Origin of the sequence: Streptomyces poriticola (assembly GCF_036689765.1) — a bacterium.
Classification (GTDB): Bacteria; Actinomycetota; Actinomycetes; order Streptomycetales; family Streptomycetaceae; genus Streptomyces; species Streptomyces poriticola.
In genome coordinates, this window is record NZ_JBAGKH010000007.1 from 23,643 (window position 1) to 37,516 (window position 13,874).

The following is a 13,874-nucleotide window of genomic DNA, read 5'->3' on the forward strand; positions in this document are numbered from 1 at the left end:
TCGACCGGATCCACATCTCCGCCACACCCACCCAGAAAGCTCACAGGAATTGCCGCCAGCAACCCAAGCCTCGGCAGAACGGCAGGTCAACGGGCAGGAAACGGACAACAACATGCCAACCACAGGAAGGTGATGTGGTGATCATTACGTTTGGCGGGGGTTGTACGTGGCGCGATCACGCTTGGGCAACCGTCGCGACACCGCGAGATCACTATGCGGGCACCACTGCAAACACCAACACCTCCAGCGGCCCACGCCATTGACCGGTGAAGCGGAACTCTCCCCACCGCCCACAGGATTGTCACAGCCTGCCCGGAACGTCCCCCGTGGCGTATGGCGGAAGTACGCCATGCACTGAACCCGCCTCGATCAACTCTCCACAAACATCGCCCCCTTGCGTCAGGCTGAGCGGTCGTCCGGGATCGCATTCCGGACTTCCGCGGCCAGGGCCGGTCGGCCCCGGTCGTCCTCATTCGTTCCCTACGTACAAGGGATGTCGATGAACCCCACCCCCCAGAGCGAACCGATACCGGGCGCGAGACGCGCGGCCCGCATAGCCGTGGCCGCGGGGCTCGTCGCCGCGCTGGCCGCGGCCGGGCCGGTTCCCGTGGTTTTCGCCGCCGACGGTCCCGCCGCCGGCGGTACGCCGGCCGCCAACACCGCACCGGCCGACGACAAGGCCAAGTCGGCGCACGACAAGCTCGGTCCGGACGATGCCGAACTGCTCGCCGAGGCCAAGGCCGGCGGCGAGAAGAGCGTCACGATGATGGTCGCGACGAAGCCGGGTGACACCGAGCAGGTGGCCAAGGAACTGGACGCGGTTCCGGGCGGCGCCGTGGGCCTGACCCACGACAAGCTCGGGTACGTCCGGGCCACCGTCCCCACCGAGCGCGCGGACGCGGCCATCGCCGCCGCCGCCAAGCTCTCCTCGGTGCACGGCATCGACCTGCGCGAGGAGATCCCGCTGGACGACCCGACGCCCGCCGCGGACACCGCCGAGGGCGCGCCGAAGGCCGGTGCCAAGGGCCGGTACGGCGGGCCGGGCCGGCACACCCCCGCCGAGAACCCGTACAACCCGTCCCACGAGACGGGCGCCGTCGACTTCGTCCGGAAGAACCCGAAGGCCGACGGCCGCGGGATCACCATCGGCATCCTCGACTCCGGCGTCGACCTCGCGCACCCGGCGCTGCAGAAGACCACCACCGGCGAGCGGAAGATCGTCGACTGGGTTACCGCCACCGACCCGGTCGTCGACGGCGACCGTACCTGGCGGCCGATGCTCACCTCCGTCTCCGGGCCCACGTTCACCTACGGCGGCGAGTCCTGGACGGCACCCGAGGGCTCCTACCGGATCAACGCGTTCCGGGAGTCGTACACCGTCGGCGGCGACGCGGGCGGCGACGCCAACCGGGACGGCGACACCACCGACGTCTGGGGCGTGCTGTACGACGCGGCGGCCGGCACGGTCCGCGTCGACCTCAACGACAACAACGACTTCACCGACGACACGCCGATGAAGCCGTACAAGGACGGCTTCCAGATCGGCTACTTCGGCACCGACGACCCGGCCACCGACGTGGCCGAGCGGCAGCCGTTCGTCGTCGAGATCCGCAAGGACGTCGTGTACAACGGCGCGGGCGACCAGGCCGACTTCGTCAACATCGGTGTCATCGAGGGCTCGCACGGCTCGCACGTCGCCGGTATCACCGCCGCCAACGGCCTGTTCGGCGGGCGGATGGACGGTGCTGCGCCCGGCGCGAAGATCGTCTCCTCCCGCGCCTGCACCTGGAGCGGCGGCTGCACCAACGTCGCGCTCACCGAGGGCATGATCGACCTGGTCGTCAACCGCGGCGTCGACATCGTCAACATGTCGATCGGCGGCCTCCCCGCGCTCAACGACGGCAACAACGCGCGCGCCGAGCTGTACACGCGGCTCATCGACACCTACGGCGTGCAGCTGGTGATCTCCGCGGGCAACTCGGGCCCGGGCGCCAACACCATCGGCGACCCGTCGCTGGCCGACAAGGTGATCTCGGTCGGCGCGTCCGTCTCCCGCGAGACCTGGGCCGCCAACTACGGCTCCGTGGTGTGGAAGAAGAACCAGATGATGCCGTTCTCCTCGCGCGGTCCGCGTGAGGACGGCGGGTTCACCCCGACGCTGGTGGCGCCCGGCGCCGCGATCAACACCATCCAGACCTGGGCGCCCGGCGCCGCGGTCCCCGAGGCGGGCTACGACCTGCCCGCAGGCTACGGCATGCTGCAGGGCACCTCGATGGCGTCCCCGCAGGCCGCCGGTGCCGCCGCGCTGCTGCTGTCGGCGGCGAAGCAGAAGGGCATGGACCTCACCCCGGCGACCCTGCGCACGGCGCTGACCTCCACCGCCGACCACATCCGGGGCGTGCAGGCGTACGAGGAGGGCGCGGGCCTGATCAACGTGCCCGACGCCTGGAAGGCGATCCGCAAGGGCGCCACCGCGCACGAGTACACGGTCAAGGCGCCGGTGGACACCGCCATCGAGGAGTACCTGGAGACGCCCGGGTACGGCACCGGTCTGTACGACCGCGAGGGCGGCCTGAAAGCGGGTCAGAAGAAGACGTACGAGATCACCCTCACCCGTACCTCCGGTGCGGACCGGGCGATCCGGCACCAGCTGCACTTCGCGAACAACGCCGGCCGGACCTTCCGGATCGTCGGATCCGACGAGGTGCGGCTGCCGCTGAACGAGCCGGTGACCGTCAAGGTGCAGGCCAAGCCGCGTTCCGAGGGCATCAAGAGCGCGATCCTGGAGGTCGACGACCCGCGCACCGAGGGCGTCGACAAGCAGGTGCTGACCACGGTCGTGGCGTCCGCGTCGCTGGACCGCGGCTTCTCCGTCCGCAACTGGGTGGAGCGCAACAGCACCGAGTCGTACTTCGTGACCGTCCCCGAGGGCGCGAAGACGCTGGAGGTGGCGATCGGCGGGCTGCTCGGCAAGAGCCAGACCCGGTTCATCTCCATCCATCCGTACGGCGTTCCGGTCGACACCACCTCCACGCCGTACTGCTACAACAACTACCTCGACGGCAACGGCTGCCGGCCCGACGTGCGCGCCTACGCCGACCCGCAGCCCGGCGTGTGGGAGATCGAGGTCGAGTCGCGGCGCACCTCGCCGCTGCTGTTCAACCGGTACGAGCTCGATGTCACCGTTCTCGGCGCCGCGTTCGAGCCGGAGGTCGTGACGGTGCCGGAGGCGAAGGTGGGCACGCCGGTCGACGCCTCCTGGACGGTGACCAACGAGTTCGGCGCGATCGACGGCAAGCTGGCCGGCGGTCCGCTGGGCTCGGCCAAGTCGGACCGTCCGTCGATCGGGCAGGGCGAGACCCGGACCACCACCGTCGTGGTGCCGGAGGGCGCCGAGTCCCTGGACGTCGCCATCGGAGGCGTCTCGGACACCGCCGCCGACCTCGACCTGACCGTCTTCGACCAGGACGGCAACGTGGTCGGGCAGTCCGCCGACGGCGACTCCGAGGAGTCCGTGTCCGTGCCCGAGCCGGCCGCCGGCACGTACACGGTCGAGGTCTACGGCTACGGGGTCCCGGCCGGCAGCACGGCGTACGACTACCGGGACGTGTACTTCGCCGGTTCCCTCGGCACGGTCACGGTGGACGGGTCGGCGCCCGTGCAGCTGGACAAGGGCGAGTCCGCGACGGTCTCGGCGAGCGTCACCGTGCGGGCCGCCGCGCCGGAGGGCCGCGCGTTCTTCGGACAGGTCCAGCTGGTCAACGCGCGCGGCACGGTCGCGGGCACCGGCAGTGTGGCGATCGAGAAGGTCGTGCCGTAGCAGCTCCACGGCACCTGGCCGCAGTACCGGGGCGGGCGCTCTCCCGGCTCTTCCGAGCCGTGCGGGGCGCCCGCCCTTCGCCTTCCCCCGCTCCGGCCGCGGCGCTCAGTCGCAGGTGAGGGTGCGGGACTCGGGCAGTGCGGCGAGGATCCGGGCCCGCTCGGGGGCGATGGCGCGCTCGCCGACGATCACCGTGTCCGGGGTGCCGCCGACCTGCGGGATGCCCACCAGGGCGGCGTCGCCGGTGCCGAGCCGGGCGGTGGTGTCGTCCAGCAGGAACGTGATGCGCCGCGCACCGCCCGGGGCGGACGGGTCGGAGGGGTCGGAGGGGTCGGAGGGGTCCGGCGGGTCCGGCTTGTACCCGCGGGTGATCTCGAGGGTGATCCGGTGCACCCCGGCGCCGGAGGCACCGCGCACCGGCTCCGCGCCGGTCACCGTGCCCTCGGCCACCACGGCGGCGCACGCGAGATAGCGGGGACTGCCGAAGGCGACGCCGGAGCCGCCCGAGTCCTCCGGGTCGCCGGATCCCGCGCCGGTGTCGCCGGTGTCGCCGGATACTCCCGCGTCCGGTGCGACGCCCTTCTCCGCACTGCTGCTCGCCGTGTCCTCGCCGCCCCCGGTCCCTGCCTGCACCGCCAGCCAGCCCAGGCCCGCGACCAGGGCACCGGCACAGGCCACGGCGAGGACGCCGAGGGCGACGGAGAACGGGCGGGTGCGAGTGCGGTTGCGGGTCCCGGTGCGGAGGCGTGGGCGAACGGCCCGTGCCGGTGCCGCTGCCGTCCCGTGCGCCGGTTCGGGCACGAGCCCGGACACGGGCGCGGACACGAGCCCGGGCGCGGGCGCGGACACAGGTTCCACGGGGTCGGCCAGCGCGTCCCCGAGCAGCTGCAGCTGCTCCCGCAGCAGCGCCACGTCGGCCGCCGCCGCCCGGTGCTCGGCGGCCACGGCGACGTCCGCACCGGCCCCGGTGGCCGCCGGCTCACCGGTGATCGCGGCCATCAGCGCGTCCGTATCCGCCCCACCGGGCACGGCCCCCTCAAGCACCGCCCCGCCCGGACCGCCGTCCTGCTCACGCCGGTCATGCTGCTCACGCCGGTCATGCTGCTCACGACGGGCATCCTGCTCGCAACGCGCGTCCCGCTCGTGACGGGCGTTCTGCTCCCGCTCGGCGGCCATGTCACACCACCTCGTCCTCGTGCAGCCGGGTGCGCAGCGCCCGTACCGCCGTGTGCAGCCTGCTCTTGACCGTGCCCTCCGGGACCCCGAGCTGTTCGGCGATGCCGCGCACCGGCAGGTCGGCGTAGAAGCGCAGGACGACGACCTGCCGCTGGGCGGCGGGCAGCTCGTCCAGGCCCTGGGCGACGGCGAGGGAGAGCACGCTGGTCTCCTCGCCGGAGGGGTGCTCGGTCTGGCGCAGCGCGGCCAGGCGCTCGCCGAGCCGCTCCTGGCGGCGCTTGGCGCGGTGCCAGTCCATGGCCAGGTTGGAGGCGACGACCGCGGCCCACGCGGAGACGTCGCGCGGTGCGTCCCGCCCGGTCGCGGCCCGCTCCAGCAACCGCAGGCGGACCTGCTGTACCCCGTCCGGCAGGTCCGCCTGCGGTACTCCGCCCAGGGCGAGCACCGCCCGGACCCGGCGCTCCTGGACCGCGTCCAGCGGATCCCCCGGCGCCTTCGCCGTCTCCGCCCCGCCCCTGCGGGCCTTTCTGCGCAGCACGAGCCACCCCTCCCCTCGGCACGTCTCCCCTATGACGCCGGAGGGCGCCGAAACGTTCGCCGACGCCCGCCGACGCCCGCCGCGGGGTCCGCCGGCCGGATCGAGGCATACGTCACACCGCGTGTGGGCCGGTCGGACGGGGGCAGGGACCGAGGCAGCACAGCTTGCGGCGCGGGGCCCGGTACGGGTGATTTCCTGCAGCCGTGCGGGGTGGCGGGCGCAGGGACCGCAACCGCCGCCCCGGCCGCCGCGTCCCAGTCCTCGGGCTCACCCGGCAAAGAATTGGACAGGTGGACCGGGGATGGCCGCATGATGGAAATGCCTGAGCCGCACCGGGCGGGCACACGCAAGTCACGAAAGGGAGTCGTCGTGAGGGTCGGAATCGTCGGAGCCACCGGTCAGGTGGGCACGGTCATGCGCAGGATTCTCACGGAGCGCAACTTCCCGGTCGACGAGCTGCGTCTGTTCGCGTCCGCCCGCTCCGCGGGCCGGGACCTGGACGGCGTGACGGTGGAGGACGCGGCGACCGCCGACTACTCCGGGCTGGACATCGTGCTGTTCTCCGCGGGCGGCGCGACCTCGAAGGCGATGGCCGAGAAGGTCGCCGCGCAGGGCCCGGTCGTGATCGACAACTCCTCGGCCTGGCGCCGGCACCCGGAGGTGCCGCTGGTGGTCTCCGAGGTGAACCCGCATGCGATCGCCGACCGCCCCAAGGGCATCATCGCCAACCCGAACTGCACCACGATGGCCGCGATGCCGGTGCTGCGCCCGCTGCACGCCGAGGCGGGTCTGGAGGCACTGGTGGTCGCCACCTACCAGGCCGTGTCCGGCTCCGGTCTCGCCGGTGTCGACGAGCTGTTCGAGCAGGTCAGGAAGGTCGGCGAGGACGCGCCGAAGCTCACCCATGACGGTGCGGCGGCGACCTTCCCACAGCCGGAGAAGTACGTGGCGCCGATCGCGTACAACGTGCTGCCGATGGCCGGCTCGATCGTCGACGACGGTCTGGACGAGACCGACGAGGAGCAGAAGCTCCGCCACGAGTCCCGCAAGATCCTGGAGATCCCCGAACTGAAGGTCTCCGGCACCTGTGTGCGCGTGCCCGTCTTCACCGGCCACTCCCTGCAGGTCAATGCCCGGTTCGCCCGCCCGATCAGCGTGGAGCGGGCCAAGGAGCTGCTGTCCGGGGCCCCGGGCGTGGTCGTCACCGACGTGCCCACCCCGCTGCAGGCCGCCGGCCAGGACGCCTCCTACGTCGGCCGCATCCGCAAGGACGAGACCGTCGACAACGGCCTGGCCCTGTTCCTCTCCAGCGACAACCTCCGCAAGGGCGCGGCCCTGAACGCGGTGCAGATCGCGGAGCTGGTGGCCGAGGAGCTGAAGGGCTGAGCGGCTCGTAAAGGGCCCCAGGCCGCTAGGGTCACACGACCGTGAGGGCCACACGACCGCCAGGGCCACGCAACCGTGAGGGCCACGCGACCATGAGGGCCTCCCGACCACAAGGGGCCCACGACCGGCCGTGGCGGGCGGTCGCGTGCTCGCTATGGTCGTGTCCATGCAGATGCAGCCGCCGTCCCAGGCCCCCGTCCCACCGCCCGCGGCCCCGGTTCCGTCGTCCGCGCCCGCCCGCGGCCGAGGTCCGCTGGTGACCGCTCTGCTGGCCGGACTGCTGGTGGGCGGCGGGGGCGTAGGGGCAGCGTGGGCGCTGTCCGGCGGCTCGTCCCCCGAGGGCGGCACCGAGGCCGACGCCAGGGGTGCATGCAGCGCCCTGGCCGGCCTGGACGAGTCGGAGCTCGCGACGGAGGGCACGGCGGGCGACCAGGCGATGCGACGATTCGCCGGCGCCTACAGCCTGTCCGAGTCCGCCGCCGCGGGCGACTCGTCCTACGAGCCGCTCGCCGAGGCCGTCACCCGGGCCTTCAACCGCCACCGCCAGGTCTTCGAGGTCGATGCGGAAGTGCAGAAGAAGCTGGCCGAGGCCCGCGACATCTGCGCCGGCCTCTGACCCGGCGCACCGCCGCCAGACGGCGCGGAGACGGCCCGGTCACCGGGGCCTGGGTACCTCGTACAGGAAGCCGCCGTACTCGACGGCCCGGACATGGACGACCACCATGTCCGGGCCGTCGAAGGCTTCAGCGAGGGCGTCGTCGAAGGCCACCCGGGACCGCCGCCGAGGCCGGCTCCGCCAGGCGTCCGCCGAGGATCCGACCGTCGGTGGAGCAGCGGCGTATGCCCCGGGATCGGTGCAGGTCGCCGCGGCCCGGCGGCGCAACGGTGCGTACGGCACCGGGGCCGCACGCTCCCCGGTTTGCTGCGTCCCAGGCGGCAGCGACGGACATCGCTTTCCCCCCGCCCGCCGTGGAAGGATGGCGCAACCCACACATAACGAGGAGATGACCGCGTGCCTGGCACAAACCTGACTCGCGAAGAGGCGCAGCAGCGGGCGAAGCTGCTCACCGTTGACTCGTACGAGATCGACCTCGATCTCTCCGGCGCGCAGGAGGGCGACACCTTCCGGTCCGTGACCACCGTGCGCTTCGACGTGGCGGAGAACGGAGGCGGGAGCGAGGGGGAGAGCGGCGCGGAGTCCTTCATCGACCTGGTGGCTCCGACCGTCCACGAGGTCACCCTCAACGGTGACTCCCTGAACCCCGGCGACGTGTTCGCGGACTCCCGGATCGCGCTGCCCGGGCTGCTGCCGGGCCGCAACGTCCTGCGGGTCGTCGCCGACTGCGCCTACACCAACACCGGCGAGGGGCTGCACAAGTTCGTCGACCCGGTCGACGACCAGGCGTACCTGTACACGCAGTTCGAGGTGCCGGACGCCCGCCGGGTGTTCGCGAGCTTCGAGCAGCCGGATCTGAAGGCGACCTTCCAGTTCACCGTGAAGGCGCCCGAGGGCTGGACGGTCATCTCCAACTCGCCCACGCCCGAGCCCAAGGACAACGTCTGGGCCTTCGCGCCGACGCCGCGGATCTCGACGTACATCACGGCGCTGATCGTCGGCCCGTACCACTCCGTTCACAGCGTGTACGAGCAGGACGGGCAGTCCGTGCCGCTCGGCATCTACTGCCGGCCCTCCCTCGCCGAGTACCTGGACTCCGACGCGATCTTCGAGGTGACACGGCAGGGCTTCGCGTGGTTCCAGGAGAAGTTCGACTACGCCTACCCGTTCGCGAAGTACGACCAGCTGTTCGTACCGGAGTTCAACGCGGGCGCGATGGAGAACGCGGGCGCGGTCACCATCCGTGACCAGTACGTCTTCCGGTCCAAGGTGACCGACGCGGCGTACGAGGTCCGCGCGGAGACCATCCTGCACGAGCTGGCCCACATGTGGTTCGGCGACCTGGTCACCATGGAGTGGTGGAACGACCTGTGGCTGAACGAGTCGTTCGCCACGTACACGTCGATCGCCTGCCAGGCGGCGGCGCCGGGCTCGCGCTGGCCGCACTCGTGGACGACGTTCGCCAACTCCATGAAGACGTGGGCGTACCGCCAGGACCAGCTGCCGTCCACCCACCCGATCATGGCGGACATCAGCGACCTGGACGACGTGCTCGTCAACTTCGACGGCATCACGTACGCCAAGGGCGCCTCCGTGCTGAAGCAGCTCGTCGCCTACGTCGGCGAGGACGAGTTCTTCCGCGGCGTGCAGGCGTACTTCAAGCGGCACGCGTACGGCAACACCCGGCTGTCCGATCTGCTGGGCGCGCTGGAGGAGACCTCCGGGCGGGACCTGAAGACCTGGTCGAAGGCGTGGCTGGAGACGGCCGGCATCAACGTCCTGCGCCCGGTCGTCGACACGGACTCCGACGGGAACATCGCCTCCTTCGCCGTCCGCCAGGAGGCCCCGGCGCTCCCCGCCGGTGCCAAGGGTGAGCCCACCCTGCGGCCCCACCGCGTCGCCATCGGCTGCTACGACCTCGACGCGGACGGCAGGCTGGTGCGCGGCGAGCGCATCGAGCTGGACGTCGACGGCGAGCTGACGGACGTGCCGCAGCTGGTCGGCAAGCCCCGCCCGGCGGTGGTCCTGCTCAACGACGACGACCTCTCCTACGCCAAGGTCCGCCTCGACGAGCAGTCCCTGGCGTTCGTCACCGAGCACCTCGGCGACTTCGAGCAGTCCCTGCCGCGGGCCCTGTGCTGGGCGTCCGCCTGGGACATGACCCGGGACGCGGAGCTGCCCGCCCGCGACTACCTCTCGCTGGTGCTGTCCGGCATCGGCAAGGAGTCGGACATCGGAGTCGTCCAGTCGCTGCAGCGTCAGGTCAAGCTCGCCATCGACCTGTACGCCGCCCCGTCCGCCCGCGAGGCGCTGCTCACCCGCTGGACCGAGGCGACGCTGGCCCACCTGCGCGCCGCCGCACCGGGCGGCGACCACCAGCTGGCGTGGGCGAGGGCCTTCGCGGCGACGGCCCGGACGCCGGAGCAGCTGGACCTGCTGGAGGGGCTGCTGGACGGTTCCCAGGAGATCGAGGGCCTGGCCGTGGACACCGAGCTGCGCTGGGCGTTGGTGCAGCGGCTCGCAGCGGTGGGCCGGTTCGACGAGGCGGAGATCGCCGGCGAGTACGAGCGGGACAAGACGGCCGCGGGTGAGCGGCACGCCGCCACGGCCCGGGCGGCGCGGCCGACCGAGGAGGCCAAGGCGGAGGCCTGGGCGTCGGTCGTGGAGTCCGACAAGCTGCCCAACGCGGTGCAGGAGGCGGTGATCTCCGGCTTCGTCCAGACCGACCAGCGGGAGCTGCTGGCGCCGTACACGCAGCGGTACTTCGAGGTGCTCAAGGGCGTCTGGGAGTCCCGGTCGCACGAGATCGCCCAGCAGATCGCGGTGGGTCTGTACCCGTCGGTGCAGGTGGCGCAGGCGACGCTGGACCGGACGGACGCCTGGCTGGCGGACGCCGAGCCGAGCGCGGCGCTGCGCCGCCTCGTCTCCGAGTCCCGGTCGGGCGTGGAGCGGGCGCTGCGGGCGCAGGCCGCGGACGCGGCGGCTGCGTAGCCGCTTCCGCGGGGCGCCCGGTGCCGTGTGGCGCCGGGTGCCCCGGCCCGGCTCCCCGGTCCGCCGGGGGGCGTTCCCTCGTCCGCGGGGAGGGGCTGCTCCTGCGTCCGCGTGGGGCACCCCCGTTCCCTCGGGCCGCTTGTCCCGGGGGTGCCTGTCCCTCGGGCCGCTTGTCCCGGGAGTCGCCTGTCCCGGGGGCGCCTGTCCCGGGGGGGTGCCTGTCCCGGGGGGGGTGCCTGTCCCGGGCGGCCCCTCTCTCCGCAGGCTCTCCTGTCCCGGGCGGCTCCTCTCTCCGCAGGCTCTCCTGTCCCGGGCGGCTCCTCTCGCCGCAGGCTCTCCTGTCCGCTGGGCTCCCCCGCTCCGCGGGCCCGCTCTCAGCGGGCGGGTTCCCCTGTGCACGGGGCTCCCTCTCTCCGCGGGCCCTCTTGTCCACGAGGCTCCCCCTCTCCGCGGGCCCCTCTCAGCGGCGGGCTGCCCTGTCCACGGGGCTCCCCCTCTGCCCCTCACTCCACGGCGGGCTCCCCTGTCAACGGGCTTCCCCCCTCTCTCTCCGCGGGCTCCCCTCTCTACGGGGCTCTCCTGTCCGCGGGGTTCTCGTCCGCGGCGAGCTTCCTGTCGGCGGGGCCTGCGCGTCCGCTGTTCGTGGGGTCTACGCATCCGCCGCCGTGCGCAGGGCGTCCAGTACCCGGCCCACCGCCGGGCCGTCCCCGGCGCCCTTGCGTACCGCTGCCACCACGTGCCGCACCGGGCGGTCGGCGGCGAGTTCGCGCATCGTCACGCCGTCGCGGCGTGCCGCCGCCATCCGGGGGACGAGGGCGACGCCCATACCGGCCTCGACCATCGCCAGGATCGCAGTCCAGCCGGCCGCCGCATGTCCCTGGTGCGGGCGGAACCCGGCCGCCTCGCATGCCGCGCGCGTGATGTCGGACCAGGGCCCGCTCCCGCCGAAGATCCACGGCTCGGCGGCGAGATCGGCCAGCCGCAGCCCCTCCGCGGATGCCAGCGGGTGGCCGCGGGGCAGGGCGACGTCCAGCGGGTCGGCGAGCAGCGGTACCCGGGTGAAGCGCGGGTCGGCCGCGGTCGGCGCCTGGGCGGCCAGCGACAGGGCGAGATCCACCTCACCGGCCGCCAGCAGCTCGTACGCCTCCTGCGCCTCCGCCTCCCGCACCCGCACCGACACCGCCGGATGGCCGGCCCGCAGCGCCGTCACGGCCGGCACGACCAGCGCGGGTACGGCGGTGGAGAAGGCGCCGACCCGGACCTCACCGGCCTCGCCGTGCACGTACGCGGCCAACTCGGCGTCCGCCCGCTCCAGTTGCTCGAAGACGGCTTCGGCGTGCCGCAGCACCAGCCGGGCCGCGTCCGTCAGGCGGACCCGGCGGCCCTGCGCCTGGAGCAGCTCCACGCCGAGCTGTCTGGAGAGGTTGGACAGCTGCTGGGAGACCGCCGACGGCGTCATCCGCAGCGCCTCGGCTGTCGCGGTCACCGTGCCGCGCTCCCGCAGCGTCCGCAGGATCTGCAGTTTCCGGATGTCCCACTCGGCGGCCATGGCGGCAATCCAAGCAGGTCGGGCGAAGTCCGCTGCGGTTCGGCAGCGCCCTGAAGGGCGCGGGGAACTGCGCGACCAGCCACGACGGCGCCGCGGACGAGCAACGGCACAGCGCGGCGCTTCCGGCGCGGCACTTCCGGCGGAGCGCTCAGCCGCGTGGCCCGGCCGTCACCCGCGCGCCCCCGCGCCGAGGACGACGCCGCCCAGGATCAGGGCTGTGCAGCCGGCCTGTGCCCAGCCCGCCGGCTCGGCGAGCAGCGCCCAGGACAGCAGGGCGACACAGACGGGCTGGAGGTAGTAGACGATGCCCGCGCGGGCCGCACCGATCAGGGCGATCGCCCGGTTCCAGGCGAAGAAGGCCAGGGCGGACGAGGCGATGCCGACATAGAGGAGGGGCAGCACGGTGCCGGGGGCCGGGGTGAAGCCGCCTTCGACCGCGAGGCTGACGCCCTGCGCGGGCAGCAGCATGACCGTGCCGAGCAGAAAGGTCGTGAACAGGAAGGCGGCGCCGCCCAGTCCGGCCGGCCGGCGGCGCAGCAGCGCGCTGTAGCCGGCGAAGCAGCAGGCGGCGGCGATCATCCACAGGTCGCCGGGCGTGACCGCCGCCCCGCCGCCGACCAGCAGCAGCACTCCGGCGCAGGCGGTGACCAGCCCCGCGGTCCGGCGCACTCCGAGCCGGGTGCCGTTCGCCCGTTCGTACAGCGCCATCAGCACCGGCGCGGCGGCCATGATCACGCCCATGTTGGCGGCGGACGTCGTGACCCCGGCCTGGTTGACGAGGGTGTTGTAGGCGGCCACGCCGAGCAGGGAGGCGAGGAGCACGAAGCCGGGGTGACGGCGGATCAGGGCCCGTTGCCGCCAGGCCTGCCGGGCGCCGAACGGGGCGACGGCGGCCAGCGCGATCACCCAGCGCCAGAACGCGTGCTGGACGGGCGGCACGCTGTCGCCGAGGGCGCGGGAGGTGACGAAGCTGCCGGACCAGACGAGGGTGGCGAGGGCGGCGAGCACGAGACCGAGGGCGACGGGCCGCCGAGGAGCCCCCGCCCTCCGGGCGGGTGGCACGTCGGAACCGGCCGCGGCGCTGGTCGCGGGAGGGGTCCCCGGGGTGGCCGCCGAAGCGGTCCCCGGAGTGGCTGCGGGAGAGGTCCCGGGGTTCGTTGCGGGTGGGGCCTCGGGGGTGGCTGCGGGGGTGGTGGGCCGGTCGTGGACTGCGGGCACAGAGGTCCTTTCGCGGGTCGGTGATCGCCGTGGATCCACCGTCGCAGCGGGGCACCTGTCACGTCCATCGAATCTTTTCGAGCTGTTTGTTCAGTTGACCTGAACAGTCTGACCTGCCGGGAACAACACCGAGGGCGCCGGCCTCGCCCACGTACGGCGGATGCGCGTACGTGCGGCGGGGTCGGCGCCCTCGGTGAAGTGCGGGACTCCCGGAGCCGGAAGGCTGGCGTCCGGTCAGACCTTCGCGTCGGCCTTGACCGGAGCCTTGCTCCCGGTGGGGCGGGTGGTCACCCGGTGCTCCGGCTTGGAGCGGTCGAGGACCATGGTGATGCCCGCGATGACCAGGAACAGCACGATCGGGGCGAACACGAACAGACCCAGCGTCTCGATGACGCTCAGGCCGGTGCCGGGGTCGTCACCGTCGTCGCGGGTCAGCGCGAGCGCGGGGGACGACATGAGCAGCATCATCAGCGTCGTACCGGCCGCCAGGGTGCCGGCGCGCAGGGCGTTCTTCTTGTCCACGGTCCACAAGGTAGCGAACGCCCGCGGGGGGCGCGCGTCCGGGGTGCCGTACGAGCGC

General features: G+C 72.9%; 9 protein-coding genes. 4 read left to right on the plus strand and 5 right to left on the minus strand.

The window, feature by feature from the left end:
- Nucleotides 1–499: 499 nt before the first annotated feature.
- Nucleotides 500–3,820 (plus strand): S8 family serine peptidase, encoded by a 3,321-nt coding sequence (locus V5O46_RS13390; protein WP_332884788.1) that lies wholly within the window; start codon nucleotides 500–502, stop codon nucleotides 3,818–3,820.
- Between the two features lie 105 nt (nucleotides 3,821–3,925).
- On the opposite strand, the gene V5O46_RS13395 is transcribed toward V5O46_RS13390, so the two are convergent.
- Together V5O46_RS13395 and V5O46_RS13400 are read right to left on the minus strand one after the other, a co-directional pair.
- Nucleotides 3,926–4,996, minus strand: a complete 1,071-nt coding sequence (locus V5O46_RS13395) for a hypothetical protein (protein WP_332884789.1) — start codon at nucleotides 4,994–4,996, stop codon at nucleotides 3,926–3,928.
- A gap of 1 nt (nucleotide 4,997) precedes the next feature.
- A complete protein-coding gene (locus V5O46_RS13400; protein ID WP_332884790.1) occupies nucleotides 4,998–5,534 on the minus strand; it encodes a sigma-70 family RNA polymerase sigma factor in 537 nt (178 codons plus the stop codon).
- A 369-nt stretch (nucleotides 5,535–5,903) separates the two neighbouring features.
- Here V5O46_RS13400 and V5O46_RS13405 point away from each other — a divergent pair, with 369 nt between their 5' ends.
- From V5O46_RS13405 to pepN, 3 genes are all read left to right on the plus strand, one after another.
- Entirely contained in the window at nucleotides 5,904–6,920 is a 1,017-nt protein-coding gene (locus V5O46_RS13405) for an aspartate-semialdehyde dehydrogenase (protein ID WP_332884791.1), read from the plus strand.
- 166 nt (nucleotides 6,921–7,086) lie between these two features.
- Complete coding sequence (locus tag V5O46_RS13410) at nucleotides 7,087–7,536, plus strand: hypothetical protein (RefSeq protein ID WP_332884792.1); 450 nt, start codon at nucleotides 7,087–7,089, stop codon at nucleotides 7,534–7,536.
- A 396-nt stretch (nucleotides 7,537–7,932) separates the two neighbouring features.
- Entirely contained in the window at nucleotides 7,933–10,527 is a 2,595-nt protein-coding gene (pepN, locus tag V5O46_RS13415; protein ID WP_332884793.1) for an aminopeptidase N, read from the plus strand.
- Between the two features lie 649 nt (nucleotides 10,528–11,176).
- On the opposite strand, the gene V5O46_RS13420 is transcribed toward pepN, so the two are convergent.
- The 3 genes from V5O46_RS13420 to V5O46_RS13430 form a co-directional block, all read right to left on the minus strand.
- The gene (locus V5O46_RS13420; protein WP_332884794.1) at nucleotides 11,177–12,076 is read right to left on the minus strand and encodes a LysR family transcriptional regulator; all 900 of its coding nucleotides are present in this window, start codon (nucleotides 12,074–12,076) and stop codon (nucleotides 11,177–11,179) included.
- Between the two features lie 168 nt (nucleotides 12,077–12,244).
- The gene (locus V5O46_RS13425; RefSeq protein ID WP_408648987.1) at nucleotides 12,245–13,084 is read right to left on the minus strand and encodes a DMT family transporter; all 840 of its coding nucleotides are present in this window, start codon (nucleotides 13,082–13,084) and stop codon (nucleotides 12,245–12,247) included.
- Nucleotides 13,085–13,528: 444 nt separating this feature from the next.
- Nucleotides 13,529–13,816, minus strand: a complete 288-nt coding sequence (locus V5O46_RS13430) for a hypothetical protein (protein ID WP_332884796.1) — start codon at nucleotides 13,814–13,816, stop codon at nucleotides 13,529–13,531.
- Nucleotides 13,817–13,874 lie beyond the last annotated feature (58 nt).

Coding starts and splice junctions, on each gene's coding strand:
- V5O46_RS13390 (WP_332884788.1), top strand. CDS start 500: ATGAACCCCACCCCCCAGAGCGAACCGATACCGGGCGCGAGACGCGCG.
- V5O46_RS13395 (WP_332884789.1), bottom strand. CDS start 4,996: ATGGCCGCCGAGCGGGAGCAGAACGCCCGTCACGAGCGGGACGCGCGT.
- V5O46_RS13410 (WP_332884792.1), top strand. CDS start 7,087: ATGCAGATGCAGCCGCCGTCCCAGGCCCCCGTCCCACCGCCCGCGGCC.
- V5O46_RS13420 (WP_332884794.1), bottom strand. CDS start 12,076: ATGGCCGCCGAGTGGGACATCCGGAAACTGCAGATCCTGCGGACGCTG.